This is a genomic window from Achromobacter xylosoxidans, from assembly GCF_002192695.1.
GTDB lineage: Bacteria > Pseudomonadota > Gammaproteobacteria > Burkholderiales > Burkholderiaceae_B > Achromobacter > Achromobacter xylosoxidans_C.
On sequence record NZ_MTLG01000125.1, the window covers coordinates 212,651 to 238,923 of the forward strand.

General features: G+C 66.1%; 23 protein-coding genes and 2 tRNA genes. 2 read left to right on the forward strand and 23 right to left on the reverse strand.

Annotated elements, in window-relative coordinates; all coding sequences use genetic code 11:
* Positions 1–3: 3 nt before the first annotated feature.
* From BRO63_RS32710 to BRO63_RS32725, 4 genes are all read right to left on the reverse strand, one after another.
* Entirely contained in the window at positions 4–690 is a 687-nt protein-coding gene (locus BRO63_RS32710) for a hypothetical protein (RefSeq protein ID WP_179215274.1), read from the reverse strand.
* 24 nt (positions 691–714) lie between these two features.
* Positions 715–2,322: a peptide chain release factor 3 gene (locus BRO63_RS32715; protein ID WP_013390910.1), complete on the reverse strand. Its 1,608-nt coding sequence runs from the start codon at positions 2,320–2,322 to the stop codon at positions 715–717.
* Between the two features lie 110 nt (positions 2,323–2,432).
* A complete protein-coding gene (locus BRO63_RS32720) occupies positions 2,433–3,062 on the reverse strand; it encodes a LysE family translocator (protein ID WP_059376713.1) in 630 nt (209 codons plus the stop codon).
* A gap of 32 nt (positions 3,063–3,094) precedes the next feature.
* A complete protein-coding gene (locus BRO63_RS32725) occupies positions 3,095–4,621 on the reverse strand; it encodes a DEAD/DEAH box helicase (RefSeq protein WP_088143676.1) in 1,527 nt (508 codons plus the stop codon).
* Between the two features lie 304 nt (positions 4,622–4,925).
* Between BRO63_RS32725 and BRO63_RS32730 the strand changes: the two genes are divergently transcribed.
* Positions 4,926–6,398, forward strand: a complete 1,473-nt coding sequence (locus BRO63_RS32730) for a YdgA family protein (RefSeq protein ID WP_088143677.1) — start codon at positions 4,926–4,928, stop codon at positions 6,396–6,398.
* An 89-nt stretch (positions 6,399–6,487) separates the two neighbouring features.
* On the opposite strand, the gene BRO63_RS32735 is transcribed toward BRO63_RS32730, so the two are convergent.
* The 8 genes from BRO63_RS32735 to BRO63_RS32770 all read right to left on the reverse strand — a co-directional run bounded on the left by BRO63_RS32735 (position 6,488) and on the right by BRO63_RS32770 (position 17,243).
* Positions 6,488–7,696 (reverse strand): metal-dependent hydrolase family protein, encoded by a 1,209-nt coding sequence (locus BRO63_RS32735; RefSeq protein WP_088143678.1) that lies wholly within the window; start codon positions 7,694–7,696, stop codon positions 6,488–6,490.
* 25 nt (positions 7,697–7,721) lie between these two features.
* Complete coding sequence (locus BRO63_RS32740) at positions 7,722–9,449, reverse strand: dipeptide ABC transporter ATP-binding protein (RefSeq protein WP_088143679.1); 1,728 nt, start codon at positions 9,447–9,449, stop codon at positions 7,722–7,724.
* Positions 9,450–9,456: 7 nt separating this feature from the next.
* A complete protein-coding gene (locus BRO63_RS32745) occupies positions 9,457–10,383 on the reverse strand; it encodes an ABC transporter permease (RefSeq protein WP_088143680.1) in 927 nt (308 codons plus the stop codon).
* A gap of 10 nt (positions 10,384–10,393) precedes the next feature.
* Positions 10,394–11,365 carry an ABC transporter permease gene (locus tag BRO63_RS32750; protein WP_088143681.1) on the reverse strand — a complete coding sequence of 324 codons (972 nt, stop codon included), beginning with the start codon at positions 11,363–11,365 and terminating at the stop codon, positions 10,394–10,396.
* Positions 11,366–11,482: 117 nt separating this feature from the next.
* A complete protein-coding gene (locus tag BRO63_RS32755) occupies positions 11,483–13,090 on the reverse strand; it encodes an ABC transporter substrate-binding protein (RefSeq protein WP_088143682.1) in 1,608 nt (535 codons plus the stop codon).
* A gap of 351 nt (positions 13,091–13,441) precedes the next feature.
* Positions 13,442–14,830: a GTPase/DUF3482 domain-containing protein gene (locus BRO63_RS32760; RefSeq protein ID WP_088143683.1), complete on the reverse strand. Its 1,389-nt coding sequence runs from the start codon at positions 14,828–14,830 to the stop codon at positions 13,442–13,444.
* On the reverse strand, positions 14,823–16,265 hold the full coding sequence (locus BRO63_RS32765) for a DUF2868 domain-containing protein (RefSeq protein ID WP_088143851.1): 1,443 nt from the start codon (positions 16,263–16,265) through the stop codon (positions 14,823–14,825). The genes BRO63_RS32760 and BRO63_RS32765 overlap by 8 nt, the downstream gene beginning before the upstream one ends.
* 87 nt (positions 16,266–16,352) lie before the next feature.
* Complete coding sequence (locus BRO63_RS32770) at positions 16,353–17,243, reverse strand: helix-turn-helix domain-containing protein (protein ID WP_088143684.1); 891 nt, start codon at positions 17,241–17,243, stop codon at positions 16,353–16,355.
* Between the two features lie 148 nt (positions 17,244–17,391).
* Here BRO63_RS32770 and BRO63_RS32775 point away from each other — a divergent pair, with 148 nt between their 5' ends.
* On the forward strand, positions 17,392–18,285 hold the full coding sequence (locus BRO63_RS32775) for a DMT family transporter (RefSeq protein ID WP_088143852.1): 894 nt from the start codon (positions 17,392–17,394) through the stop codon (positions 18,283–18,285).
* Between the two features lie 49 nt (positions 18,286–18,334).
* Here BRO63_RS32775 and BRO63_RS32780 read toward each other — a convergent pair whose 3' ends face one another.
* The 11 genes from BRO63_RS32780 to BRO63_RS32830 all read right to left on the reverse strand — a co-directional run bounded on the left by BRO63_RS32780 (position 18,335) and on the right by BRO63_RS32830 (position 26,230).
* A complete protein-coding gene (locus tag BRO63_RS32780; protein ID WP_088143685.1) occupies positions 18,335–19,531 on the reverse strand; it encodes an aminotransferase class V-fold PLP-dependent enzyme in 1,197 nt (398 codons plus the stop codon).
* A gap of 17 nt (positions 19,532–19,548) precedes the next feature.
* Entirely contained in the window at positions 19,549–20,022 is a 474-nt protein-coding gene (locus BRO63_RS32785) for a RidA family protein (protein ID WP_088143686.1), read from the reverse strand.
* A 96-nt stretch (positions 20,023–20,118) separates the two neighbouring features.
* The gene (gene gcvA, locus BRO63_RS32790; RefSeq protein WP_088143687.1) at positions 20,119–21,033 is read right to left on the reverse strand and encodes a transcriptional regulator GcvA; all 915 of its coding nucleotides are present in this window, start codon (positions 21,031–21,033) and stop codon (positions 20,119–20,121) included.
* A gap of 134 nt (positions 21,034–21,167) precedes the next feature.
* Positions 21,168–21,243: transfer RNA gene (locus BRO63_RS32795), tRNA-Asn, on the reverse strand.
* A 167-nt stretch (positions 21,244–21,410) separates the two neighbouring features.
* Positions 21,411–21,617, reverse strand: coding sequence for a sulfatase (locus tag BRO63_RS32800; RefSeq protein ID WP_088143688.1), 207 nt, complete (start codon positions 21,615–21,617; stop codon positions 21,411–21,413).
* A gap of 1 nt (position 21,618) precedes the next feature.
* Entirely contained in the window at positions 21,619–22,527 is a 909-nt protein-coding gene (locus tag BRO63_RS32805) for a GAF domain-containing protein (protein ID WP_256943454.1), read from the reverse strand.
* Between the two features lie 70 nt (positions 22,528–22,597).
* Positions 22,598–22,673, reverse strand: a tRNA-Thr gene (locus BRO63_RS32810).
* Between the two features lie 67 nt (positions 22,674–22,740).
* Positions 22,741–23,190 (reverse strand): ClpXP protease specificity-enhancing factor, encoded by a 450-nt coding sequence (locus BRO63_RS32815; protein WP_088143690.1) that lies wholly within the window; start codon positions 23,188–23,190, stop codon positions 22,741–22,743.
* A 12-nt stretch (positions 23,191–23,202) separates the two neighbouring features.
* The gene (locus BRO63_RS32820; RefSeq protein ID WP_006388039.1) at positions 23,203–23,814 is read right to left on the reverse strand and encodes a glutathione S-transferase N-terminal domain-containing protein; all 612 of its coding nucleotides are present in this window, start codon (positions 23,812–23,814) and stop codon (positions 23,203–23,205) included.
* 152 nt (positions 23,815–23,966) lie between these two features.
* A complete protein-coding gene (locus BRO63_RS32825) occupies positions 23,967–24,818 on the reverse strand; it encodes a cytochrome c1 (protein WP_088143691.1) in 852 nt (283 codons plus the stop codon).
* 23 nt (positions 24,819–24,841) lie between these two features.
* A complete protein-coding gene (locus BRO63_RS32830; protein ID WP_088143692.1) occupies positions 24,842–26,230 on the reverse strand; it encodes a cytochrome b in 1,389 nt (462 codons plus the stop codon).
* Positions 26,231–26,273 lie beyond the last annotated feature (43 nt).

The window sequence follows — 26,273 nt, forward strand, 5'->3', positions numbered from 1 at the left end:
GGCTTACTGCGGGCGCGCCGGGCACTCGGCCATGGTGCCCCAGGCGCGGTTGGGTCCGCAGTACTTGTTGCGCGCGGCCCAGGAACACGAGGGGCGTTCGAAGAAGCCTTGCGTGGCGCAATGCGCGAGTTCGCGCTTGAGCGCGTCCTGCCAGCCCAGCGCGCCGGGCGCCTGCGCGGTGTTCGGGGGCGGCGGCGGCGCCTGCACCATTTGCGGCGTGCCGTAGCCGCCAGCCTGGGCCTGGCCGCCGTTGATGGCGGTGGACGTGCCGGGAGCTTGCAGGTCCAGCGTGCTGACGTCCGACGTACCCGAAGGCAGAGGCACTTGCGAAGCCGCCGCGATTTCGCGGGCCTGGTCCGGGCTGATGCGTTCGCGCGAGATTTTCACCGCGGGATCGCTGACGCTGTCGAACAGCGAGACGGTATTGACCTGCCACTCGCGGTCGGACGGCTTGTCGGGCACGCCCAAGGTGCCGTCGATGCGCGGCTGCGGGGGCTGGGCCACGTATGGACGGCCGTTGGCGTCCAGCACGGGCTGCTGGGATGCCGCGGCATCCTGGCCAGGAGCAGGCGCGGCCACCGGCGCATGCGCCACCAGCCAATCACCCAGTTGAATTCCGCCCCAGGCCGACGCGCCAAGCGCGATCAGGAGCGTTGCGAATAAGAAACGCCAAGACATTGCTACCCTCATCTGCCGTGCGGAACCCCAACGGGTCTACGCTTTGTCTCCGAAAACCTTGCCACCGTGTTCCCGCATGGCATGGAATTTCACATCGGGATACAGTTCCTCGGCCACGCGCAACTGCGCGGGAGAACCGATCAAAAACGCCGCCGCATCCACAACATCATAGGCGATATGGGCGGCATTGGCATCCATGAACTTGCGCAGCGCCTTGGGGTTTTCAGACGTAATCCAACGTGCCATTGTGTAGCGGGAAGGCAGCATCCGCGCGTCCACGCCGTACTCGGTCTTCAGGCGGTGCGCGACCACCTCGAACTGCAGCTGGCCGACCGCGCCCAGCAGCAGCGAGCCGCCGGCGGCCTCGGGACGGAACACCTGGATGGCCCCTTCCTCGCCCAATTGGGTGAGGCCGGTGCGCAGTTGTTTGGTACGCAGCGGATCCTTCACTTCCACGGCCTGGAACAGCTCGGGGGCGAAGAACGGCAGGCCGGTGAATTGCAGCGTCTCGCCTTCGGTCAGCACGTCGCCCAGTTGCAGCACGCCGTGGTTGGGTATGCCGATCACGTCGCCGGCATAGGCCTCGTCCAGCAGTTCGCGCCGCTGCGACAGGAACGACACCACGTTGTTGGGGCGCATTTCCTTGTTGGTGCGCGCGACCTTCAGGCGCATGCCGCGCTCGAAGCGGCCGGAGCTGACGCGCACGAACGCGACGCGGTCGCGGTGGGCCGGATCCATGTTGGCCTGCACCTTGAACACCACGCCGGTGAACTTGGGCTCCACGGGCTGCACCAGCCGCTGCATGGACACGCGCGGGCCCGGGGGCGGCGCCTGTTCGACCAGCGCGTCCAGCACTTCCTGCACGCCGAAGTTGTTGATGGCGGAGCCGAAGAACACGGGCGTCTGCTTGCCGGCCAGGAACTGTTCGCGGTCGAAGGCGGGCGCGGCTTCGTTGATGAGTTCGATCTCGCCGCTGGCCTGCTCGAACGCCGAGCCGAAGCGCCGGGCGATCTCGGGATTGCTCAGGCCTTCGATGAAGTCGTCCTTGTCCGAGCGGCGTTCCTGGCCGGGGCGGAACACGCGCATGCGGTCCTGGCGGATGTCGAACACGCCGCCGAAAGCCTTGCCCATGCCGACCGGCCAGGAGAACGGCACCGCGTCCATGCCCAGGTGGCCTTCGATCTCGGACAGCAGTTCGAGCGGCTCGCGCACTTCGCGGTCCATCTTGTTGATGAACGTGATGATGGGCGTGTTGCGCGCGCGGCAGACCTGCAGGAGGCGGATGGTTTGCGGTTCCACGCCGTTGGCGGCGTCGATCACCATGAGCGCGGCGTCCACCGCCGTCAGCACCCGGTACGTGTCTTCCGAGAAGTCCGCGTGGCCCGGGGTGTCGAGCAGGTTGATGACGCAATCGCGGTATTCCATCTGCATCACCGAGGACGCCACGGAAATGCCGCGCTGCTTTTCGATTTCCATCCAGTCGGACGAGGCGTGGCGCGACGCCTTGCGCGCCTTGACGCTGCCGGCGATCTGGATCGCGCCTGCGAACAGCAACAGCTTTTCGGTCAGTGTCGTCTTGCCCGCGTCGGGGTGGGAGATGATGGCGAACGTACGGCGCCGCGCTACTTCGTGAGGGATGTTCATGATCGGAAGGATTTTACTTGGCGCCGCTTTTGGGCCCGGCGCGGTCCGGTATCGGGCATGAAAACGCGCGGGGCACGCACCGTCGCCGGCGCATGCCCCGCGCATGGGATTCAGGAATGGCGGCGGAACGACGCCAGGAATACGCCGGCCAGGATGAACAGCGAGCCGAAGGTCCGGTTCATCCAGCGGATGTGCTTGGCGCTGCGCAGCAGGCGCAGCACGCGCGCCGCCAGCAGCGTGTACACGCCCATGGCCACCAGGTCGGTGAACGCCAGCGTGGCGGCGATTGCCGCGTATTGCTGCGTCAGCGGCAGCGCGGTGTCCACGAACTGCGGCACCACGGCCAGCAGGAACACCGTGCCCTTGGGGTTCATGGTGTTGATCAGGAAACCGCGCAGCACCAGTTCACGGATCGTGGCGCGCTTGGGGTCGCCGGAATCCACCGTGACGGGCGCCGCATCCGTGCGGATCTGGCGCACGCCCAGGTAGATCAGGTAGGCCACGCCCAGGTACTTGACCACGTTGAAGGCCATTTCGGACGTGGCCAGCACCGCGCCCAGGCCCACGGCCACCACCACGAACTGGAACAGGATGCCCATGATCAGGCCGGCCGTGTTCCAGTAGCCGCGCGCGAAGCCGTATTTCAGCCCGGAGGACATCGCCGAGATCGCTCCCGCGCCGGGCGAGAACGAAATGGCCCAGGAGGCCAGGAAGAACGTCAACCAGGTAGACAAGGGCATGGCGCGGATCCGTGGGTGGCGGTTGCGGGATATTACTTGCTCAGCAGCGCGGCGCGCGGCGCGCCCGAGGGACGTCCGGAGCCGCCGTTGCCTGCCGGGCGGCCAGTGCCCTCCGGACGGCGATGGTTCTGCTGCGGACGGCCTTCGTTGCGGCCGGCGTGGGCCGGACGATCGGCAGGCTTGCCGTCGCGCGGGCCATGGTTGGCGCGGCCTTCGCCGCCGGCACGGGCCGGAGCGGGGGCGCGGCCGCCAGCCGCGGCGCGGGGCTGGCCCTGGCCTTGGGCCGGCCGCGAGCGGCCGCCGTTGCCATTGCCGTTGCCGCTACGGCCGCCATTGCGGCCGCCGCCGCCGCGCGGGCTGCGGCTGTCTTCGTCGCGTTCCTGGCGGTCGAAAGCCGCGGCGGTCGTGGCCGGCGGCGTCCAGCCTTCCACGGGCTTGCGCTCGATGGTCTTCTTGATCAGGCGTTCGATGTCCTTCAACAGCTTGATTTCGCTGTTGTCGACCAGCGAGACCGCGGCGCCGGTGGCGCCGGCGCGGCCGGTGCGACCGATGCGGTGCACGTAGTCTTCGGGCACGTTCGGCAATTCGAAGTTCACCACCTGGGGCAGTTGGTCGATATCCAGGCCGCGGGCGGCGATGTCGGTCGCCACCAGCACCGTCACGGTGCTGTCCTTGAAGCCGGCCAGGGCGCGGGTGCGGGCCGATTGGCTCTTGTTGCCGTGGATGGCGGCGGCGGTCAGGCCGTCCTTGACCAGCTTTTCGGCCAGGCGGTTGGCGCCGTGCTTGGTGCGGGTGAACACCAGCACCTGGTGCCAGCCGCTTTCGCGGATGATGTGGCTGATGAGGTCGCGCTTGTGGTGCTGTTCCACCATGTGCACCGTCTGGGTGACCAGCTCGGTGGCGGTGTTGCGCGGGGTGACCGAGACTTCGCCCGGGTTGTTCAGCACGCCGCGCGCCAGGGTGCGGATCTCGTCGGAGAACGTGGCCGAGAACAGCAGGTTCTGACGTTGCCTGGGCAGCAGCGCGAGGATCTTGCGGATGTCGCGGATGAAGCCCATGTCCAGCATGCGGTCGGCTTCGTCCAGCACCAGGATTTCGACGCCGGACAGGTCCACGGTCTTCTGGCCGCAGTGGTCCAGCAGGCGGCCCGGGGTGGCGACCAGGATGTCCAGCGGCTTTCTCAGCGCGGAGATCTGGGGATTGATATTGACGCCGCCGAACATCACCATGGAGGACAGCGGGGTGTACTTGCCATAGGTCTGCACGGATTCCTCGACCTGCGCGGTCAACTCACGCGTCGGGGTCAGGATCAGGCAGCGCGGGCGGCCGGGCTTGCGCAGCTCGGGCTTTTTCTGCATCAGCAGGTGCAGGATGGGCAGCGTGAAGCCGGCGGTCTTGCCGGTGCCGGTCTGGGCGGCGGCGAGCAGGTCGCCACCCTTGAGGACCTGGGGAATGGCCTGGGCCTGAATGGGGGTGGGCGCGGTGTAGCCGGTTTCGGCAATGGCGCGCAACAGGGAATCAGCCAGCCCAAGGTCGGCAAAAGGGGAAGAGGTAGTCAAAACAACTCCAGCGGCAGCCCGTCGCTCAAGTTGAGAGACTCCAATCCAGGCGGACGAATAAAGGAGAAAAGGGAAGCGCCCTGACGGGCGAAGCTTGGCAGCGAAGGGCCTAGCGGACGTGCGCAGATTGGCAAAACGCACTGGCGGATTGTAGCTGATGTGGCGTTGCAGCACCTTCCGGGTGGGACGGTTCTGTATCAATAAGCAACACATTGCAGCGCCTTTGCACGAAATAAGTGTTTTCCCTAGGCTGCAATCCCTATAATCCGTCCGCTTTCATCCATTTGAAGAATAAAGGATCGCAATGAAAAAATCGGCAATAGTGGGCGTAGTCGTCGCGCTGGGCGCAGTGTGGACCGGCACGGCTTGGTATACGGGCCAGAAGGCCGAGGCTTTCGTCAAGCAATCGATCGAGCAGGCCAACCTTGAGCTGAAGAAGGTTGGCGAAAAATGGGGTGTGACCCCCGTGGTTGAGCTGGTGTCGTTCGATCGCGGCGTGTTCTCGTCCACCGAACGCTACCGCGTCAAGTTCACCGAGCCGGCCGCCGACGGCAAGCCTGCCATCGACCACGAACTCGTGTTCCTCGAGCACCTGGACCACGGCCCCTTCCCGCTGTCCAACCTGAAGTCGGGCTCGTTTGCGCCCGCCATGGTGGCCAGCCGCTTCCAGCTGGAAGAGACGCCCCTGGTCAAGGAATGGTTCGCCGCCGCCAAGGGCGCGGTGCCGCTGTCGGGCGCCTATAGCGTCAGCTACGCCAAGAACATCAGCGGCAACTTCGACATGGCGCCGGTCGAGTTCGCCAAGGACGCCAACAGCCTGAAGTTCTCGGGCATGAAGGGCGACGTGACCTACGCCACCGGCAGCAAGCACGGCACGGTCGCGCTGAAGGCCGACAGCCTGACGCTGGCCGGCCAGTCTGAAGAAAGCGACATCGTCGGCATGACCATGACCGGCCTGACCCTGACCAGCGACATGACGCCGGCCTCCAACGACATGTACGTGGGCAGCCAGAAGGTTGCGCTCAAGAACTGGACCATCACGTCCAAGGAAAAGCCGCCGGTCCAGCTCAAGGACACCGCCATCACCGTCGACATGACCGAAGCCAACTCGCTCATGGGCGTGAAGATGGCCATGGATTTCGGCATGATCAATGTGCAGGACAAGGACATGGCCGGCCTGAAGCTGGTCCTGGACGCGCAGAAGCTGGATTCCAAGGCCTTCAAGGCGCTGAACGACGTCTATGAAGCCGCTTCGCGCCGCATGATGCAGAGCAAGGGCGACGAGCAGTCGCCCCAGTTCACGGACGAGGAAATGCAGATCGTCAAGACCAACGTCGACCTGCTGCTGGCCGGCAACCCGACGCTGGCGGTGTCGCCGCTGGAAGTGCGTACCGCCAACGGCACGTCGACTTTCAACCTGGATCTGGACATGGCCAAGCCGGCCTCGCTGGACGGTGAGTTCGCCGATACGCTGAAGCAGGCGATCCGCAAGCTCAATGCCAAGCTGGTGCTGTCCAAGGGCAACCTGAGCGACCTGATGGCCATCGAACCGCAGGTGCGCGGCGTGCCGGCCGAGCAGGCCCAGCAGACCGCCAAGGGCCAGGCTGAAATGGTTGGCACCATGGCTACCGCCATGGGCATGGCCAAGGTCGAAAACAACAACATCGTGACCTACCTGAACTACGCCGACGGCCAGGTCGATTTCAACGGCAAGAAGATGCCGGTCGAGCAGTTCCTGATGATGGTCATGAGCGGCGCGATGGGCGGCGCCCGCTAAGCCGGCCAACCACTCGCAGCTAGCTGTACAAAGGCCGCCGCGCCCTGGGCGCGGCGGCCTTTTTCATTGCGGGCCGGGGCTGTCGCGTTTCAGAGCGGCAAGGCGCCGGCAGCGACTTCGCCATTGCGCAGCACCGCCACATGGAAGCGCTTGTCGGCCGCCTTCATGATGTCTTCGGTGGGATCGCCCTGCACCAGCAGCAGATCGGCCACGTTGCCTTCGGCGATGGCGCCGTGCCGGTCCATGCCCATCAGGTCGTGCCCGCGCGAGGTGCCCGCGATCAGCGCGTCCACGGGCGTCATGCCGAACTCCACCATGTAGGCAAGCTCCATGGCGTTCTCGCCGTGCAGGTTGAACGGGGTGCCGGCGTCGGTGCCGAGCGCGATGCGCCCGCCCGCCTTGTAGTACATCTGGAACGACTCGCGGTGGCGCTGCTCCACCGCCCGTGCCTTGTCGACGGCGTACGCGGGAATGCCGTTGTCGGCATTGGAGATGATGTTGCGGATGGCGGCGATGGTGGGCACCAGATAGGTCTGGGCGTCCAGCATCTCGCGCAGGCACTCGTCGTCCATGAAGATGCCGTGTTCGATGGAATCGATGCCGGCGCGCACCGCGTTCAGGATGCCCAGCGTGCCCTGCGCATGGCTGGCGGTGCTCTTGCGGAAGCGCTTGGCCTCGTGCACGCCGGCCTTCATTTCGTCGAAGCTGTAGTGCGCGTCCATGGGGCTGACGCCCGGCGTCATGACGCCGCCCGTGGCCATGATCTTCACCAGGTCGCAGCCGGCGTGGACCTGTTCGCGCACCGCCTTGATCACGTCCTCGCAGCCGTCGGCGACGCGGCCGATGCGGTTGCCGTGGCCGCCCGTCATGCAGATGATGCGGCCCGAGGCCTTGATCGTGGGGCCCGGGAACACGCCGCGCGCGATCGCGTCGCGCACGCCGAACTCCAGGTAGTCCTTGCCGCCGCAATCGCGCAGCGCGGTGACGCCGCCGCGCAGGCTGGCCTGGGCGTTTTCCAGCGCGGTCAGCGTGATCTGCGCGGGGCCTTGCTTGCTCAGCTGCGCATTGGGATCGGCGCCGCCTGTGTAGACCAGATGAACGTGGCAGTCGGCCAGACTGGGCATCAGGGTCATGCCGTCGGTGCGCACGGTTGCGCCGGCGTAGCCGGAGAACTCTCCAGCCGGCGCCACGCGCGCCACATGTGCATCTTCGACCAGCACGCCATGGTTGGATAGCAGCTTGCCCTTGCCGTCGAAAACCTGCCCGCCTATGAACAGGGTCTGTCGTGTCGCCGTCATGTCTCGCTCCGGGTTGCGCCTGGCGTTACTCCGCCACGTCCAGCCCCTCGCGGGACATGGATTGCAGGCGGGGCATGAGGCCAAGCAGGTGTTGGCTGTAGGGATGCTGCGGACGTTCGAAAAGGTCTTCGGTGTCGGCCACTTCCAGCAGTTCGCCATAGCGCATCACGCCCACGCGGTCGCACATCTGGCGGATCACCGGCAGGTCGTGGCTGATGAACAGCATGGTCAGCCCGAGTTCCTCTTGCAGGTCCTTCAGCAGGTTCAGGATCTGCGCCTGGATGGATACGTCCAGCGCCGAGGTCGGTTCGTCGCAGATCAGGAAACGGGGGCGCGTGGCCAGGGCGCGGGCGATGCAGATGCGCTGGCGCTGCCCGCCAGAAAATTCGTGCGGAAAGCGCTCGGCGGCGCGGTCGCCCAGGCCGACCACGTCCAGCAGGTCGGCCACGATGCGGCGCGCTTCGGCCTCGCTGGCCGCCAGCTTGTGGAAGCGGATCGGCTCGGCCACGATGTCCAGCACCCGCATGCGCGGGTTGAGCGAAGAGAACGGGTCCTGGAAGATCATCTGGATCTGCCGCCGGAACGGGTTCAGCTGTTTCTCGCCCTTGAGCGCGGTCAGGTCGGTGCCGCCGAAATTGACCGAGCCTTCGCTGGGCGTATACAGGCCGGAGATCAACCGCGCCACGGTGGACTTGCCGGATCCGGACTCGCCCACCAGGCCGAAGACCTCGCCTTCGCCAATGGAGAAATTGACGCGCTTGACCGCGTCCAGCGAGCGCTGGTTGCGCTTGAGCAGCGCGCTCTTCAACACGAAGCGCATGCTCAGGTCCTTGACCTGCACCAGCGGCCCTCCCGTGCGCGCGCCGAAGTCGCGGCGCTGGCCCAACCAGTGCGTGGCCAGGTCCAGCGGTTGCGCGGGTTTTTTCACGTCCTCGATGTAGGTCACCAGCGGGAAGCGCCGCAGCTTGATGTCGGGGCGCGGCACGGCCGAGATCAGGCTGCGCGTGTAGGGGTGGTCGGGGTCGCCCAGGATCTTGGACGTAGGGCCTTGTTCGACCAGCTTGCCGTGGTACAGCACCGCCACGCGATCCGTCACGTCCGCGATCACGCCCATGTCGTGCGTGATGATGATCATGCCCACCTGCTCTTCGCGGCACAGCTTCTTGAGCAGTTCCAGGATCTGCGCCTGGATCGACACGTCGAGCGCGGTGGTGGGTTCGTCGGCAATGATGACTTCGGGCTCGCAGCACAGCGCCAGCGCGATCACCACGCGTTGTCGCATACCGCCCGAGAACTGGTGCGGGTACTGTTTGACCCGCAGTTCCGGCTTGTCGATGCCGACCTGCACCAGCAATTGCACGGCGCGCTTCTGCGCCTCGGCGTGGGACAGGTTCAGGTGCACCTGCATGGTCTCGACCAGCTGGCTTTCCACGGTCTGCAGCGGGTCCAGCGAGGTCAGCGGATCCTGGAAGATCATGCCGATGCGGCGGCCGCGCACTTTGCGCTGTTGCGCCGGCGTCAGCGTGTCGATGCGTTCTCCGTTCAGCAGCACGGCGCCGCCGGCGAGCCGGCCGGGCGCTTCCAACAGGCCGATGACGGCATTGCCTATGGTGGACTTGCCCGCGCCGGATTCGCCCACCACGCCCAGGATCTCGCCTTTTTCCAGCGACAGCGACACGCCGTCCACGGCCACCAGGGTGCCGCGGCGGCTGGGAAATTCGATGCGGATGTCTTCGATGTTCAACAGGGCCATGGCTTCCTCAGCGCAGCTTGGGGTTGAGCGCGTCGCGCAGCCAGTCGCCCAGCAGGTTGACCGACAGCACCAGCGCCACCAGCGCGATGCCGGGGAAGATGGAGATCCACCACATGCCCGAGAACAGGTAGCTGTTGCCGATGCGGATCAGCGTGCCCAGCGACGGCGCCGTGGGCGGCACGCCCACGCCCAGGAACGAGAGCGTGGCTTCGGTGATGATGGCGATGGCCAGGTGGATGGTGGCGATGACCAGCACTGGTCCCATGACGTTGGGCAGGATGTGCCGGCGCAGGATGGTGATGGGGCCGATGCCGATGAGGCGCGCCGCCTGCACGTATTCCTTGTTGCGTTCCACCAGCGTGGAGCCGCGCACGGTGCGGGCGTACTGCACCCAGCCGGAGATGCCGATGGCGAAGATCAGCACATACAGCGCGAGCTGGTCGTGCATGTCGCGCGGCAGCAGGCCGCGCGCCACGCCGTCGATCAGCAGCGCCACCAGGATGGCCGGAAACGACAGCTGCACGTCGGCGATGCGCATGATGAAGCTGTCCACGCGGCCGCCGGCATAGCCGCTGATGAGGCCCAGGGTCACGCCCAGCACCATCGAGAACAGCACGGACGCGAAGCCCACCAGCAATGACACGCGCGATCCGTACAGCACCGCCGACAGGATGTCGCGGCCCTGGTCGTCGGTGCCCAGCAGGAAGTCGGGGCTGCCGCCCTCTTCCCAGGACGGCGGCGTGTTGGCGTCCATGATGCTCAAGGAAGCCAGGTCGAAGGGGTTGTGTGGCGCGACGACGGGCGCGAACAGCGCGCCCAGCAGGATGGCCAGCGTGACGATCGCGGCGATGATGGCGCCGGGGGAACGCTTGAAGCTGTGCCAGAGGTCGCTGTCGGCGGCGCGGGCGAAGAAGGGAGCGATGCGAGCAATCATGATGAGTCCTTTATTTGCTCTGCACGCGCAGACGCGGGTCCACGGCGAAGTACAGCAGGTCCACGACCAGGTTGATGACCACGAACATGAAGGCGATAAGAACCAGATAGGCCGCCATGACGGGGATGTCCACCATGCTGATGGCCTGGATGAACAGCAGGCCCATGCCAGGCCACTGGAACACGGTTTCCGTGATGATGGCGAAAGCGATGATGGAGCCCAGCTGCAGTCCGGTGATGGTGATGACGGGCACCATGGTGTTCTTCAGCGCATGGCGGAAATTTATCAGCCGTTCCGGCAGGCCGCGGGCGCGCGCGAACTTGATGAAGTCGGCGCGCAGCACTTCCAGCATTTCGGCGCGCACCAGCCGCATGATCAGCGTCATCTGGAACAGCGCCAGCGTGATGGCGGGCATGATCAGCGCCAGCCAGCCTGATTTGGTCAGGAATCCCGTGGTCCACCATCCCAGGCTGACCACGTCGCCACGCCCGAAGCTGGGCAGCCATCGCAGCTGCACGCCGAAGACCAGGATCAGCAGGATGCCGATGAGGAAGGTGGGCAGCGAGATGCCGGCCAGCGAAATCGCCATGAAGGCCTTGGACAGCACGCCATGGCGCTTGAGCGCGGTATAGATGCCCATGGGTATGCCCAGGGCTAGCGCCATCACGGCGGATACGAAGGACAGTTCCAGCGTGGCCGGCATGCGTTCTTCGAGCAGTTCGCTGACGGGCCGGCGGTGGCGGTACGACATGCCGAAGTCGCCGCGCACGGCGTTGGCCACGAAGTGCGCGTACTGCACCACGAAGGGATCGTCCAGGCCCAGCTGTTCGCGCAGTTCCGCGCGTTGTTCAGGGGTGGTGTCCTGGCCCACCATGCTGGCTATCGGATCGCCCACATAGCGGAACATGGCGAACGCGATCAGCGCCACCGTCAACATCACCAGCACCGACTGGATAAGCCGTTGCGCAATAAAGGAAAGCATTATCGGGAGCCCTCGGATTCAGATGACGCCGGGCCGCGTTTCCCTCGGATAGTGGGAACCGGGGCTGGGCCGGGCGCGCCCGGGCGGCATGCGCCGCCCGGGGCTCGCGTCGCCGGTTTACGGCAGGACGACGTCGCGCAGGTCGAGCACGTCGTCGGCGCGCTGAATGACCTGGATGTTGTCCTTCACGCCCCAGGACATGGGCTGCTGGTGCAGCGGCAGGTAGCCATAGTCGTTGCGCACGATCTCGAAGGCTTCCTTGATCATGGCGTTGCGCTTGGCCTGGTCGGTTTCGACGCCGATCTTGTCGGTGAGCTCATCGACCTTCTTGTTGCAGTAGCCGCCCAGGTTGAACTGGCCCGCCGCCGTCTTGGCATTGCGGCACGAGGTCAGGTTCAGCAGCGTGTTGTGCGCGTCGGTGGAGCTCGGCGTCCAGCCCAGCATGTACATGCTGGTCTGGTTGCCGGCCTGCAGCAGGATCTTGCCGAAGTACTTCGACTTGGTCTGCGCCAGCAGGTTGATCTTGATGCCCACGCGCGCCAGCATGCCGGCTACGGCCTGGCAGACCTTTTCGTCGTTGACGTAGCGGTCGTTCGGGCAGTCCATGGTGACCGTAAAGCCCTTGGGATAGCCGGCTTCGGCCAGCAGCTTCTTGGCGCGTTCGGGATCCGGCTTGTACGGCGCGCCGAAGGAATCGTCATAGCCGTTGATGGCGGTGGCGATGAGCGAGCCCAGCGGCTTGGCTGCGCCGCGCATGATCTTCTCGTTGATGGCCTTGGTGTCCACGGCCAGCACCACGGCTTCGCGCACCTTCGGATCCTTGAAGGGGTTCTTGCCCTTCACGTCCGAGAACAGCAGCTCGTCGCGGTCCTGGTCCATGCCGATAAAGATGGCGCGCGCTTCCGGCGCGGTCAGCGGCTTGACGCCCTTGGCGTCTTCGAGCCGTTTCCAGTCCTGCACGGGCACCGGCTGCACCAGGTCCATTTCGCCCGAGATCAGGGCGGCCACGCGCGTCGCTTCCTGCGTGATGGGCTGGAAGATGACTTCGTCGACGTTGGTCTTGATGTTCTTGTTCCAGTAGCCGTCGTAGCGCTTGAGCACGGTTTTCACGTCGGGCTGGCGCGAGGCCAGCATGAAGGGGCCGGTGCCGTTGGCATTCAGGTTGGCATAGTTGCCCTGGTTGTCGCCCTTGACGTTGGTGGCTTCGGTGGTCTTGTTCTTTTCCGACCAGGACTTGCTCATGATGTACAGGAACACCCATTCGCGCGGCAGGATGGGGTTGGGCGTGGGCGTGGTGACTTCGATGGTGTAGTCATCCACCTTCTTGATGTCCGATGCCTTGGCGCCGTAGCCCTTCATGTCGGAGCCCGGGGTCAGGCTGCGCTTCCAGGAGAAGATGACGTCGTCAGCCGTGAACGGCGAACCGTCGTGGAACTTCACGCCCTTGCGCAGCTTGAACACCCACTTCGTGGGTTCGGGGTTTTCCCAGCTTTCCGCCAGTAGCGGAGTCAGTTTCAGGTTGCCGTCGTAGCCGGCAAGCGTTTCGTAGATGTTGCCCTGAAAGCCGAGCGTGAACGTTTCGTTCAGGGCCATCGGATCCATGGACGTCGCATCGCCTTGATAGGACCAGTGAAAGGTCTTGGCGGCCGCGCCGGCGCTGAATGCCAGCGATGCGGCGATGGCAGCGGCGAGCGCAGCTTGCTTCAGGTGGGGAAAAGTACGCATAGCCCTCATGCTCCGTGTGGTGCGCGGATAGCGCGACAGAAGTGACAGGGCCCCGGCCCCATGGGGATCCGGGGCATGGCGTTGCTGCTTACGACGAAAAACGGATTGGGGTCTGGCGGGACGCAGCGCGAGCTGCGTGCGCGCCGGTGATGGCGCTGCCGGGAATCACTGCGTAGGACTTCGACTTCACGATAGACCCAACCCCTTTGTGATTATCATGACGGGGACAGACCCGCGCCTATCGAATCTTATAGACGCATTCGTTTAAGCGTCAATCGGTTTGGATTGGGGTTAGTACTTGCTTGCCGGCGGCGTGGAATGGTGCGTTTGGCAAGGCTGGCGGCTGTGGGCTCAGGCGCCGGGCGGCGGCGCGTCGGCAAGGGTTTTCGCCAATTCGCGCACCACGCGCTTGCGGCGGTCGCTGTCTTCGTAGTGCTCGCCCAGGGCCGACCACTCGGGCCGGCTGCGGGCTTCTTTCAGCGCTTCGGGCAAGGGCCCTTTGCGCCAGGCTTCGTCCTCCGGATGGTCTAGCCTCAATGGCTCGCGCGCGGCATGGCCGCGGCGCTCCAGCGCTTCGATCAGTTGCCGCTGGCGCAGGGCCAGAAGACGCAGTACCGCGTCATCGACGCTGATCTCGCGCCAGCCGCGCAGCTTGCCCGCCACGCGCTTGCCCAGCTTTTCCACACCTTGCCACAGGCCGCCGGCGGCGGCGCCGATCAGCATGCCGGTGCCCAGGCTCAAACCCGCGCTGAACAGGTCCACCGCCGCGCCGGCCATGGCGCCTGCGGCCGCGCCCATGCCTACCTGCACGCCCATGTCCTTCAAGGCCTGGGGATGGAACAGGTCCATGCCCCAGCGCTCGCCTTGCAAGGGCAGCGCATCATCGGTGAAGTCCGTCGCGCGGAAGTTGTAGAGCGCCAGCAGGGCGTTGACGCAGGTCTGCTCGCGTTGGCGCACCTGGTCGCGCAGCTTGCCCGAGGCGGCCGCGAGCGCCGCGTCGTCGCTGGCGCTGGAGACGTGCAAGGCCGCCACGTCGATCAACAGATCGGCCAGCAATTCGTAGGCGGCGCCACGGCGCGCGCGGCGCTGCTCGGACAGGTTGGCGGACAGCCGGGCCAGCGCGGCGGCGTGGCGGTCCAGCAGCACGCCGAGCTTGGCGTAGAGCTGCTGTTCGCCATCCAGCGGCGGCGCGACGGTGTCGAACTCAACGACTGCGTGCAGGCCCAGCCGGGCCATGGCGGCACGCCATTCGTCGGCGCGGTGCGCGGGCGCGTTGACGAAGTTCAGCACAGGGAGCAGGGGCCGGCCGCAAGCGGCCAGGATGGCGAGTTCGTCGCGGTGCTTGCCCAGCACCGGGTCGCGCGCGTCGATGACGTAAAGCGCGGCGTCGCAGTCCAGCATCTTGGCCAGCACGCGGGCTTCCTGTTCGTAGCGGCCGTGCGCCTCGGGCGTGTCCAGGAAGCGGCGGATGCGCGCCGGTCCGTCCAGGCGTTCCTGCGGGCTGTCGAGTTTTTCCAGGTACTCCAGCAACGAGATGCTGTCTTCCATGCCCGGCGTGTCGAACCATTCGAGCACGGCCCGCCCTTCGAGCCGCAGGCGCGCGCCTTCCACGTGGCGGGTGGTGCCGGGGCGGTCGGCCACTTCACCGAAGGTGGTGTCGCGCGTCAGCGTGCGCAGCAACGAGGTCTTGCCGGTGTTGGTATGGCCGACCAGCGCGATCTTGATGATGTCCTCAGCCATGGCCGGACTCCAGCCACGCGAGCGGCGGCATGGGCGCCTGCAGCACGGCGTCGGCGGGCAGGCCCAGCGCCAGCAGGCGTTCGCGCCATAACGAGGCGCGGGTGGCGGGGGTATCGGCGTCCGCGCGCGGCGTGACCAGCCAGATGCGCGTCTGTTCCGCGTGCGCCGCCAGTTCGGCGATCAGCGACAGCGTGCCGCGGTCCGGCGTCTGCCGCGCATCGCAGGCGATCAGCAGGCGCGTGGCGGCCTGGCCGGCCAACGCGTCCAGCACGCGGTTGCGCTCTTCGCGGGTATCCAGATTGCCCGCCTGCTGGATGCCCGCGGGCATGTCGGCGGGTGGCCAGGCCAGGTCGGGCGGCAGCTCCAGCCCCAGCAGCACGGGCTGGCCGCCCAGGCCCGCGAGCGGCGGCGCGCCGACGCGCGGTTCGTGCAGGGGATCCACGGGGCGGTCTATGCCGGTGGACTGGGCGGGCGGCTCCAGGCGGTCGCGCAACGCGGCGTAGCCAGGCAGCGAGAGATCGATGCCCAGGCCGCGCAGGGCGCGCAGCGATCCCGCCACGCACAGGGCGCCGGCCAGCAGACGCGGCAGGATGCCGTAGACCACCAGCACGCCGATCAGCCAGAGCGACCACTGCGCCTGCGCCGCGGCGGGCAAGGCCTGTGCGCCGTCGCTGGCGCGGATCATGGCCGCATCCGGCATCGGAAAGCCCAGTTGCGCCGGCAGCCAGCCGATGGCCTGCGTCAGGCGCACGAAGGTGTCGGGCGCCAGCAAGGTGGTGGCCCAGATGAAGCGGTAGCTGGCGGTGGACAGCACGGCCAGCAGGACCGCCAGCGCTGCGCACAAGGCCGTCAGCCACAACAGGTGGCTGATGCTGCCGAACAGCCAGCGCAAGGCGCCTGCGCGGGCCAGCAGGTTGAGAAAGGCCTGCGGCACCAGCGCGCTGTCGGGGCCGCGGGCCAGCTTGCGCGTGGCCCAGAGCCAGAGACGTCCCAGTCCCGTGACGGAGGATGCCCGCAGCAGGAAGCTGGCCAGCCAAAGCAGGAAGGTGAGCGCATGCAGACCCAGCAAGGCGCCCAGCGCCCACAGCACATTGACTGGGCGAGAGCCGTCGCCCAGGGCGCCGAGCGCGGCGCCCGCGCCGGAAATCGCGGCCAGCAGGAACAGCGCGACCAGCATGGCGAGCGCGCTGCGGCGCCATGTGTCGACCAGGGGAATGAGGTTCTCGCGTTGCGCCAGCAGCGCGGCGCGGGCCAGGATGCGCGCGGGCAGATCGACGTCCAGCTGGCGCACGCGCCGCACCGCGCTCGCGTCTTCCAGCGGTCCCCAATGCGCTTCGCGCAGGCGGATCAGCTCCGCCAGCCAGTGCGTGCGCAAGGGGCCGGCGCCGAGGGGTTCAGCCGTGGGGTTGGAATCGCGAGAGGTCGTAGACGGCATCGCGTCAGGCAGCGGTACGGTCAGGCCCTGGGGGCGGTGGGCCATTGTAGACCGGGCGGACCGGGAAACGGGGCCGCAGCGCTTGTATCAGTGTCTGGCGCGGGCGCCGCGGTACTGTCCGGGCGTGACGCCGACGGCGTCGCGGAAGACCCGCGCCAGATGGCTGGCGTTGCCGAAGCCGCTGGCCTGGGCGATGCCGGCCAGATCGCCCTTGCCGGCCGCCAGCAGCTTGCGCGCATGCGCCAGCCGGCGCGCCCGCACCCACGCGTGCGGCGGCTCGCCGAAAGAGGTGTGGAACATGCGGGCGAAGTGGTAAGTGGATAGCGCCGCCACGCCTGCGAGTTCGTCCAGCGTTAGCGGTTCGGCCAGGTGCGCGTCCACGTAGTCCATGATGCGCCGGCGCACGGCGGGCGCCAGGCCGCCACGCAGCGTCGCCGCGGACTTGCGCGCCACGCCCTGGTTCAGCAGATGGTGCAGCACGGTCTCGGCCGCGCTGCTGGCCGCCAGCCGGTCGGCGGGCTGGTTCCAGTCGGTGCCCAGCAGCTGCCGGCAGACGTCGATCAGCGATTCGTCGTGGATGTAGGTGCGGTCGCGCAGTTCCAGCGTGCGGGGTTCGCAGTCCAGCCGCATGACGGCTTCGCGGGCCAGGCGTTCCGGAGCGATGTACAGGTGCAAGAATTGCACGCTGTCGTTCATGCTCCAGCGCGAGTAGTGCTCCGAGGGCAGCACGCAGAATTTGCCGGCGCCGCCGTGCAGCCTGTCCTGGCCCAGGCGGAACGACTTGTCGCCGCCGTGCAGATAGAGCGACAGGGTGTGATGGCCCGGGTTGTCGTAGCCCATGGTCTCGTGGGCGCTGCGCGACCATTGCGAGATGGCGATGCCCTCGCCCAGCGCGGCGGCGCGCCCCAGCGTCGCGGTGGAGCCCGCCAGGGTGCGGAAGACGGAGAAATCGGCCGGGGCCGAAGCGACGGTAGCCATATGAGTGGAATGCTACTGCGATCTCGCGCGCGGCGCGCGCGCGCGGGAAGAAAACCGCAAGAACCGGCAATCGTCGCCGGCCGGGCGGGCGCAAACTGGATTCCCGGGCGGTTTTCCGGACCGTCGCTCCTTGTTTCAGCACCGCATCGTGAACCTCTTCCTGTATTTCCTCACCGTCGTCATCTGGGGCACCACCTGGATCGCCATCAAGCTGCAGCTGGGCGTGGTGGCGATTCCCGTCTCCATCTTTTACCGGTTCGCGCTGGCCGGCCTGATCCTGTTCGCGGCCCTGGCGCTGACCCGCAAGCTGCAGAAAATGGACCGTCGCGGCCACTGGCTGTGCGTGGGCCAGGGCCTGTGCCTGTTCTGCCTGAACTTCCTGTGCTTTTACACGGCGACCCAGTGGATTCCCAGCGGCCTGGTGTCGGTGGTGTTTTCGGCGGCGACGCTATGGAATGCGCTGAATGCCCGCCTGTGGTTCGGCACTCGCGTCGCGCCGCGCGTGATGGTGGCCGGCGCGTTGGGCTTTTCCGGCCTGGTGCTGCTGTTCTGGCCCGAACTGGCGGGGCAGGAGGCCAGCCATGAAACCCTGCTGGGCCTGGGCTTTGCACTGCTGGGTACGTTCTGCTTTTCGACGGGCAACATGCTGTCGTCGCTACAACAGCGCGCCGGCATCCGGCCCTTGACCGGCAACGCCTACAGCATGCTCTATGGCGCAGCCATCCTGCTGGCGGGCTGCCTGGCGGCGGGCCTGCCGTTCGAGTTCGATAGTTCGGCCTCGTACGTGGGCGCCCTGCTCTACCTGGCGATTCTCGGATCCGTGGTTGGCTTCACCGCCTATCTGACGCTGGTGGGGCGCATGGGGCCGGCGCGCGCCGCCTACTGCACGGTGCTGTTTCCGGTCGTGGCCCTGAGCGTGTCCACCTTTGCCGAAGGCTATCAGTGGACGGCGCCGGCCCTGCTGGGCCTGGCGCTGGTAATGCTGGGCAACTTGCTGGTCTTCACGAAGTGGACGCCGTTCGCGCGGCGCATGGCGGCTTGAGGGCTACCCCAGGGGCTGTCCATACGAAAAGGATACGTGCGCAGGCCAGCTATCGGGCCAGGGCGCGCAGTCCCTCGAGCAGCCGGTCGATTTCCGCGTCGTTGGTCAGATAGCTGACCGAGGCCCGCGCAATCTGCGTCAGGCCGCGCGCCTGCATGTCCAGCGGGGTATAGGACACGCCGTTGCTGCCGATGGTGATGCCCTGCGCCGCCATGGCGCGTTGCACGGATACGGCGTCCTGGTCGGCGAAGTTGAAGGACACCAGGCCCGAGCGTTCGCGGCCCTGGTCCAGCACCGTGATGCCGGGGATGGTTGCCAGTTCGGTCCGCAGGGCCTGGGCCGTGGCGGCGATGCGCGCGCGGATGGCCGGCAGGCCGATGTCCAGGGCTTCCTGCAAGGCGTTGGCCAGGCCGCAGCGCAGCGCCAGCGAGGCCTCCGCCGATTCCAGGCGGGCGGCGTCCTGGCGCAGCATGGGCTCGCCGTCCACGCCCAAGGGCGCGGAATGAGTGTCGACGAAGGCGGGCGTGAGCCGGTCCAGGAAAGCGCGCCGCACATACAGCAGGCCGGTGCCGCGCGGACCGCGCAAGGCCTTGCGCCCGGCCCCGCTCAACACGTCGCAGCCAATTTGCGCCACGTCCACCGGCAACTGGCCGACGGCCTGCGCCGCATCCACGAAGTACGGGATGCCGTGGCGGCGCGCCACGCTGCCGACGGCGGCGGCGGGATTGATCAGGCCGCCATTGGCCGGCAGCCAGGTCAGCGCAATCAGGCGCACCCGTTCATCCAGCATGGCCTCCAGCGCCTGCGCATCGACGCAGCCGCTATCGTCCGAAGGAATGGTCTCCAGCGTGGCGCCGGCACGCTGCGCCGTGAGCCGCATGGTGGCCAGATTGCCGCCCCATTCGTGACGGCCCACCAGGATGCGGTCGCCGGCGCGCCATGGTTCCAGCGCCGCGAAAGCCGCGCCCCAGCCGGGGGAGTTGCCGCCGGTCAGCGCGATTTCGCCTGGGTCCGCGTTGAGCAGCCGGGCCGCCAGCGCGCGGGCCTTTTCGGTCAGTTCCCGGGATGTGACGCCCGCTTCCATCGGACCCTGCGTGGCTTCGCGCTGCAGATGCGCGTGGATGGCTTGCAGTGTCGCGGCCGAGGGCAGCGATGCGCCGGCGTGATTGAAGTGGACAGTGGTTTGCGTGCCCGGCGTGTGGGCGCGCAACGCTTCCACGGCGCTGGGGGTCAAGGGGGCGGACATGGCGGCTCCGGCTGGAATCAGGCTTGCGTGAGCGCGATGACGGCTTCGATCTCGACCGACACGCCCTGCGGCAGGGACGCCACGCCGACGGCGCTGCGCGCATGGCGGCCGGCGTCGCCAAAGACCTCGACCATCAGGTCCGAGGCGCCGTTGGCGATGGCGCTCTGGCGGTTGAATTCCGGGGTGCTGGCCACGAATACCCCCAGCCGCACCACGCGGGCCACGCGGTCCAGCCTGTCGCCGGTGGCGGCGGCGATCTGCGACAGCAGGCCCAGCGCCGACAGGCGCGCCGCTTCCACCCCGTCGGCATCGGAAACCTGGTCGCCCAGGCGGCCCAGATAGGCGGCCTTGCCGTCCTTGCGGGAGATCTGGCCGGAGATGTACAGCAGATTGCCTTCCTGCACGAAGGGCACGTAATTGGCGGCGGGCGCGGCGGCGGCTTCGAGGGTCAGGCCAAGTTCGGCCACGCGGCCGGAGATCGAGCGGGTCATGAGGGGCTCCAGATATGGAAAGGAAGGGCAAGCCTCATGCTATCGGCCGCTGCCGGCCCTGACCAATCAATTTTCGCGCAGTACACATGAGTAAAACTAATGTGTGTCGTCCTGCTGCGCGGCAGCCTGCGCCAGCCATGCGTGGAAGCGCTCTGCCGCGTCGCCAAGTGCGCCGCGCGGCGTCACGAACCACCAGCCGATGCGGGGAGCTTCGAGCGCGGCGTCCGGCAGGGCCTCCACCAGCGCGCCGCTGGCGAGCTGGGCGGCGATAAGGCGGTGGCGCCCCATCGCCATGCCTTGCCCCGCCAGCGCGGCTTCCACGACGATGTTGTAGTCGTGCAGGCGCACGGGCCGAACGCCGCCCAGGTCCACGCCATGATGCCGGGCCCAGGCGTCCCATTCGAAGGGATGGCGAGCATGCGAGGCCAGCAACGGGAATCGCAGCAGATCCTGCGGCGTGCGCGGGCGTTTCCTGCCCGCGATCAGCGCGGGTGCGCAGACCACCGACAGCCGCTCCGCCATGATCAGCCGCGCCCGCACGCCGGGCCACACGCCGCGCCCATAGCGGATGGCGACGTCGACCTCGCCGCCCGCAACGTCCGCCAAGCCGATATCGGGCTGCAATTGGAGATCGATGTCGGGATGGGCGGCGGCGAACGCCGCCAGGCGCGGCGCCAGCCAGCGCGTGGCGAACGAGGCCAGCAGCCCGACGCGCAGCGTCTGCCGCGCCATTTCGGGCGCTCGGACCTCGTCGGTACCCTGGCGCAGCAGCTCGAAGGCCGCATGCACGCGCTCGTAATAGGCCTGACCCGCCGCGGTCAGCGCCACGGCGCGGGTGCGCCGCTCGAACAGCGTCACGCCCAGTTCCGTTTCCAGGCGCTGGATATGGTGGCTGATGGCGCTCTGCGTCACGAAGAGTTCCTGCGCGGCCAGGGAAAAGCTCATGCGCCGCGCGGCCGCTTCAAAGGCGCGCAGGGAAACCAGGGCAGGCAGGGATCGCGCGGAACGCATAGGGACAGGCGAAGTCGTGACGAGGGAATGCGCATCATCGTACGCCGCGCACGCCTCGGCAAACAGGCCGCGTGCGCCGCGTTCCAATGCAAAAGGCCCGCAACAAGTTGCGGGCCCTTCAGTACTGCATTCTTTGGCTCCCCGAGCTGGGCTCGAACCAGCGACCTGCGGATTAACAGTCCGTCGCTCTACCGACTGAGCTATCGGGGAACAGGTAGAGGGGGCGAATTATGCACAAAAAAACGGAAGAATGCAAAACGGGGCGGACGCAACGCGTCGACGCGCTGAATATTTGCCTGTCTCACCAGGACGCGAGTGCATGCAGTGGGCATCTGCCGTATCGAAAAGCAGCCAAACCGGGCGCAGTACAAGTGGGGTCAGGCAGGAGCGATTCCTCTCAGCGGCGACGGTGGGCCAGCTTCTTCAATGGCCCCTTGCCGGATACCCGTGCTTCCACTGGTAATGGCACGTAACCCGTATTCGGTGAGTATCAGTTCCCGAACCTGGATTACCGCGCCCGGCCGGGAAATTAGCCGGGATCCCTTGAAGAATGCTTCAGGTTTCTTGCTGGTGGCAGCGTTCATATCAATACCTTTTGCTGACGAAGTCGCTGATCGCTTTGGTGCCGGTGCCTACGATTTCCGCAACGTCGTTGCGTTCGAAAAGCGCACGGTCGCTCGAGTCCAGGTAGATCACGCCTATGGGATGTTGGCCTGAACGGTCCAGGACGGGCACCGCCATAGCCGAATAGCGGCCGGGTCCAAGACGGCGGGCCTGGGCCGCGGTATACCCCCATTCAAGCACTAGTGCCGTGCGGAGTTGATCTTCCGTTCTGTGCTGGCTGGACATCACCAGTGGTGTCTTGCTGCGGACAGCTCTGCCCGCGATGCCGGTGTGCACGGGAAAGGTTCGTCCTGCACCCTCGCCGCCAGCGCCCGCGTAGTTGATGATCTGCTCGATTTCCTGCGGTTCATGAACGGGAGGAACGACCCGGTGGAAGGTGGTGCGAAGGTCGGTTCCACATTTGCGCTTGTCGCACCATTCGGCAAGCATGGTGTGCATCGTGGAGACTGCTGCATCGAGACCTTCGTGGACGGCGTCCGGTCCATCCATGTCGTCTTCGGCGCGTGCAGCAGCCACGCGAACCAGCGCAGCCAGAATCAGCCAGACGCTGGTGGCGGCTGTCAGGCCGAACATCCAGGGCTCAAACAGCGGTTCGCGCCAGCTCTTCACCGCGGCGGTTCCGGCGACGAGGAGTGGCGGCCCGTTGAACAGGACTTCTCTAGGCCACCTCTTTTGCCAGAGGCGCTTTTGCCGCACGCCGGGGAGATGATTTGTCTGCATGGGGAACCGCGCCTCCTGAGGCCAGAACTTGGCGCGATTGTAGGCAGCGATTTCGAGGAAAAGCCGGTTTTCGGGATACGGGATCGCGTAAATAGGACAAAGCGCAATGGGCTGGCTTGGCCCCAGGTTTTCCGTTCCTGAAGCAGGCAATAAAAAACCCGCGCCGTCATAGCCGGAGCGGGTTTTCAGACCGCCCGTGGACGGATCTGCATCTGGAATTTGGTGCCGGTGAAAGGAATCGAACCCTCGACCTTCTCATTACAAGTGAGCTGCTCTACCAACTGAGCTACACCGGCGCTGCGTGCCAGGGGCACGCGAAGGGCTGCATTGTAATGAAAAAAACGCAGACCTTGCGTGGGCGCCTTATTTGACGATGGTCAGGCGCGGACGCTTGGGTTCGTCGTCGTCTCCGCCGTCGTCGCCGGGGGCGGCGTCGGCGTCGGAGCCTTCGGGCGCGGCGGTGGCCGTCGCGCCCTGGGCGCCTGCTTCCGGCGGTTCGTAGGGCTGCACTTCGAAGCCCATGCCGGCGCCGGTTTCGCGCGCGTAGATGGCGCTGACGGCGCCCACCGGAACGTAGACGTTTTCGGTCACGCCGCTGAAGCGGGCCTGGAATTCGATGAATTCGTTGCCCAGCGTCAGCCGGTTGGTGGCCAGCGTGCCCACGTTCAGCGTGATCTGGCCGTCGCGCACATGGGCGACGGGCACCATGGTGTGCTCGTCGACCTGCACGGTGATGTAGGGCGTGTAGCCGTTATCGGTGCACCATTCGTGCAGCGCGCGGATCAGGTACGGTTTGGTCGAAGTTTCACCCATCACGCAACAGCCTTAGCGACGCATCACTTTTTCCGAAGGCGTCAGCGCTTCGATGTAGGCCGGACGCGAGAAGATGCGTTCGGCGTACTTTTGCAGCGGAGCCGCGTTCTTGGGCAGTTCGATGCCGTAGTGGTCCAGGCGCCACAGCAGCGGAGCCACGGCCACGTCGAGCATGGAGAATTCCTCGCCCAGCATGTACTTGTTCTTCAGCAGCATGGGGGCCAGCTGGGCCAGGCGGTCGCGGATGTTCTGGCGGGCGTTGGCCAGCTTCTTCTCGTCGGGCTTGGCGCTGCGGTCTTCCAGCGTCGAGACGTGGACGAACAGTTCCTTCTCGAAGTTGTAGAGGAACAGGCGGGTGCGGGCGCGCATGACCGGGTCGGCGGGCATCAGCTGGGGATGCGGGAAGCGCTCGTCGATGTACTCGTTGATGATGTTCGACTCGTACAGAACCAGGTCGCGTTCGACCAGAATGGGCACTTGACCGTACGGGTTCATCACCGAGATGTCTTCGGGCTTGTTGTACAGGTCGATGTCGCGGATCTCGAAATCCATGCCTTTTTCGAACAACACGAAGCGGCAGCGTTGCGAAAACGGACACGTGGTTCCGGAATAGAGCACCATCATGGCGGTAAGTCCTTTATTGAAAAACGAAAGGCCAGCGCCTTAATCTAGCAGGCGCTGGCCCCAATTGCCAGGCGGGATAGGCGTACAGCCCTATCCGCCGATTCCGTCCCTATTTGTAATAAGTGACGGATAAACCTGGCGGGGCGTTGCGGTTAGCGCACGTGTTTCCAGTACGAGGCATTGAGGCGCCAGGTAACCAGGAAGAACAGCAGCAGGAACAACATGACACCGACGCCGAGACGGACGCGGAATGTCTGGACGGGTTCGGCCATCCAGGACATGAACGCGGTCAGGTCGGCGACGTCGTTGTCGTATGTTGCGACTTGGGCCGGGTTGGCGGCCTTGAATTTGGCATCGAAGGTGGCATGGCCGTGGTAGTTGGCTACCGGTTCGGCCTTGACCGTGGCAAAACCCTGTGCATCGTACACCGTGGTGACGCGTTCCCAGGTTTTGGGGGCGTCCGCCTTGCCTTCGACCTCGTGCATGGCGACGGTCGTGAGTTCGCGCGGACCCTGCACTTCCCAGAGGGCGTGGGGCATGCCCACGGCCGGGAAGACCAGGTTGTTCCAGCCCGTGGCGCGCGACGTGTCGCGGTAGAAGGTGCGCAGGTAGGTGTAGATGTAGTCGGCGCCCGAGGGGCCGGCGTTCACGGATTTGGCGCGCGCGATCACGGACAAGTCCGGGGGCGTCGTGCCGAACCACTGCTTGGCGTCCTTCGGGGTCATGGCGACGTTCATCATGTCGCCGACCTTTTCGCCGGTGAACAACAGGCTTTCCTTGATTTGCTGGTCGGTCAGCCCGATGTCCTTGAGCTTGTTGTAGCGCATCGAGGACGCGCTATGGCAGTTCAGGCAGTAGTTGACGAACAGCTTGGCTCCGTTCTGCAGCGACGACATGTCGTTGACGCGGTACGGGGCCTTGTCCAGGGGGTAGCCGCCTCCGGCGGCAAGGGTAACGGTACACGTGAGCATCAAGGCCACGGCACCAATCAGCTTCTTGATCATGGTTAATCCGTTATCTGGTGGGCTCAGTGGGCGTGGAACGTGACGCGCTCGGGCACTTTCTTGAAGGTGCCCAGGCGGCTCCATACCGGCATCAGGAAGAAGAATGCCAGGTACAGCAGCGTGCCGATTTGCGACGTGATGTTCAACGGCGGACTGGGCGGCTGCGTACCGATGTAGCCGAGCACCAGGAAGTTGACCATGAAGATGCCGTAGATCCACTTGTGCCAGGTGGGGCGGTAGCGGATCGACTTGACCGGCGAATGGTCCAGCCACGGCAGGAAGAACAGGATGACGACCGTGCCGCCCATGGCGACCACGCCCCAGAACTTGGCGTCGATCACGCGCAGCAGCACGGCCACGACGATCAGGATGCCGGGGACGGCGATGCGCATGAAGCCCTTCAGGTTGCTCTTGACCAGCAGCGCGATGGCGCCCAGCACGGAAGCGCCCGCCAGCACCCAGGTGAACTCGTCGGTGGTGGCGCGCAGCATCGAGTAGAACGGCGTGAAGTACCAGACCGGCGCGATGTGCGGAGGTGTTTTCAGCGAGTCAGCAGGGATGAAGTTGTTGAACTCGAGGAAGTACCCGCCCATTTCCGGTGCGAAGAACACGATGAACGCGAACACCAGCAGGAAGCCGGCCACGCCCATCAGGTCATGCACGGAGTAGAACGGGTGGAACGGGATACCGTCCTTCGGGCGGCCGTACTTGTCCTTCGGGCCTTGCTTGATCTCGATGCCGTCCGGGTTGTTCGAGCCGACTTCGTGCAGCGCCACCAGGTGGGCCGCGACCAGGCCCACCAGCACCAGCGGGATGGCGATGACGTGGAAGGCGAAGAAGCGGTTCAGCGTGGCGTCCGACACGACGTAGTCGCCGCGGATCCAGATGGACAGCTCAGGACCGATGAAGGGAATGGCCGCGAACAGGTTCACGATCACCTGCGCGCCCCAGTAGGACATCTGGCCCCAGGGCAGCAGGTAGCCGAAGAAGGCTTCCGCCATCAGACAGAGGAAGATCGCGACGCCGAAGATCCACACCAGCTCGCGCGGCTTGCGGTAGGAACCGTAAAGCAGCCCGCGCAGCATGTGCAGGTACACGACGACGAAGAACATCGACGCGCCGGTGGAGTGCATGTAGCGCACCAGCCAGCCCCACGGGACTTCGCGCATGATGTATTCGACGGACTGGAACGCGCGTTCGGCGTCCGGCTTGTAGTGCATGACCAGGAAGATGCCGGTCACGATCTGGAGCACCAGCACCAACAGGGCCAGTGAGCCAAAGAAGTACCAGAAGTTGAAGTTCTTCGGTGCGTAGTACTCGGACAGATGGGCTTTCCAGGTGGAGGTCACCGGGAAGCGCCGGTCCAGCCAGCCCAACAGGCCTGTCGTCTCGACGGTTTTCTCGCCAGCCATGTAACGGCTCCTTCTCTCACGTGGCGTAATGCGGATTTACTTA